Annotated in this window: 1 protein-coding gene; it reads left to right on the top strand. The window is 68.1% G+C overall.

The window, feature by feature from the left end:
• Positions 1 to 382, top strand: a 382-nt coding sequence (locus K9U40_RS24610; protein WP_282892649.1) for a glutathione S-transferase family protein, incomplete at both ends; no start/stop codon positions are given.

The following is a 382-nucleotide window of genomic DNA, read 5'->3' as shown; positions in this document are numbered from 1 at the left end:
GTGGCACTGGCCGAGAAGGGTGTCCGGTACCAGCACCGGCCGGTGGCGCCGCAATCGGACGATGCCGCATTCCGGGCAGCGAGCCCGATGGGCAAGATCCCCGCAATCGAGCATGACGGCTTTCGGCTGGCCGATTCGAGCGCGATCCTCGATCATCTCGAGCGCCTCACCCCGCAGCCCGCGCTGATCCCGGCCGATGCGCAGGGGGCCGCCCGCGCCCGCTGGTTCGACAAGTTCGGCGATACCGAGCTGTTCGGGAAGCTGATCGTGCCGTTCGTCGAGCGGATCCTGAAGCCCAACATGATGGGCAAGCCCCCCGACGAGGCCGCCGTCACGAAGGCGCTCGACGCGGATCTGCCGCCGCTGTTCGATTATCTGGAGC

Origin of the sequence: Xanthobacter autotrophicus (genome assembly GCF_030015065.1) — a bacterium.
GTDB classification, from domain to species: Bacteria; Pseudomonadota; Alphaproteobacteria; order Rhizobiales; family Xanthobacteraceae; genus Xanthobacter; species Xanthobacter autotrophicus_D.
Note: the sequence above shows the minus strand (reverse complement) of the source record. Positions and strands in the feature narration are given on the sequence as shown.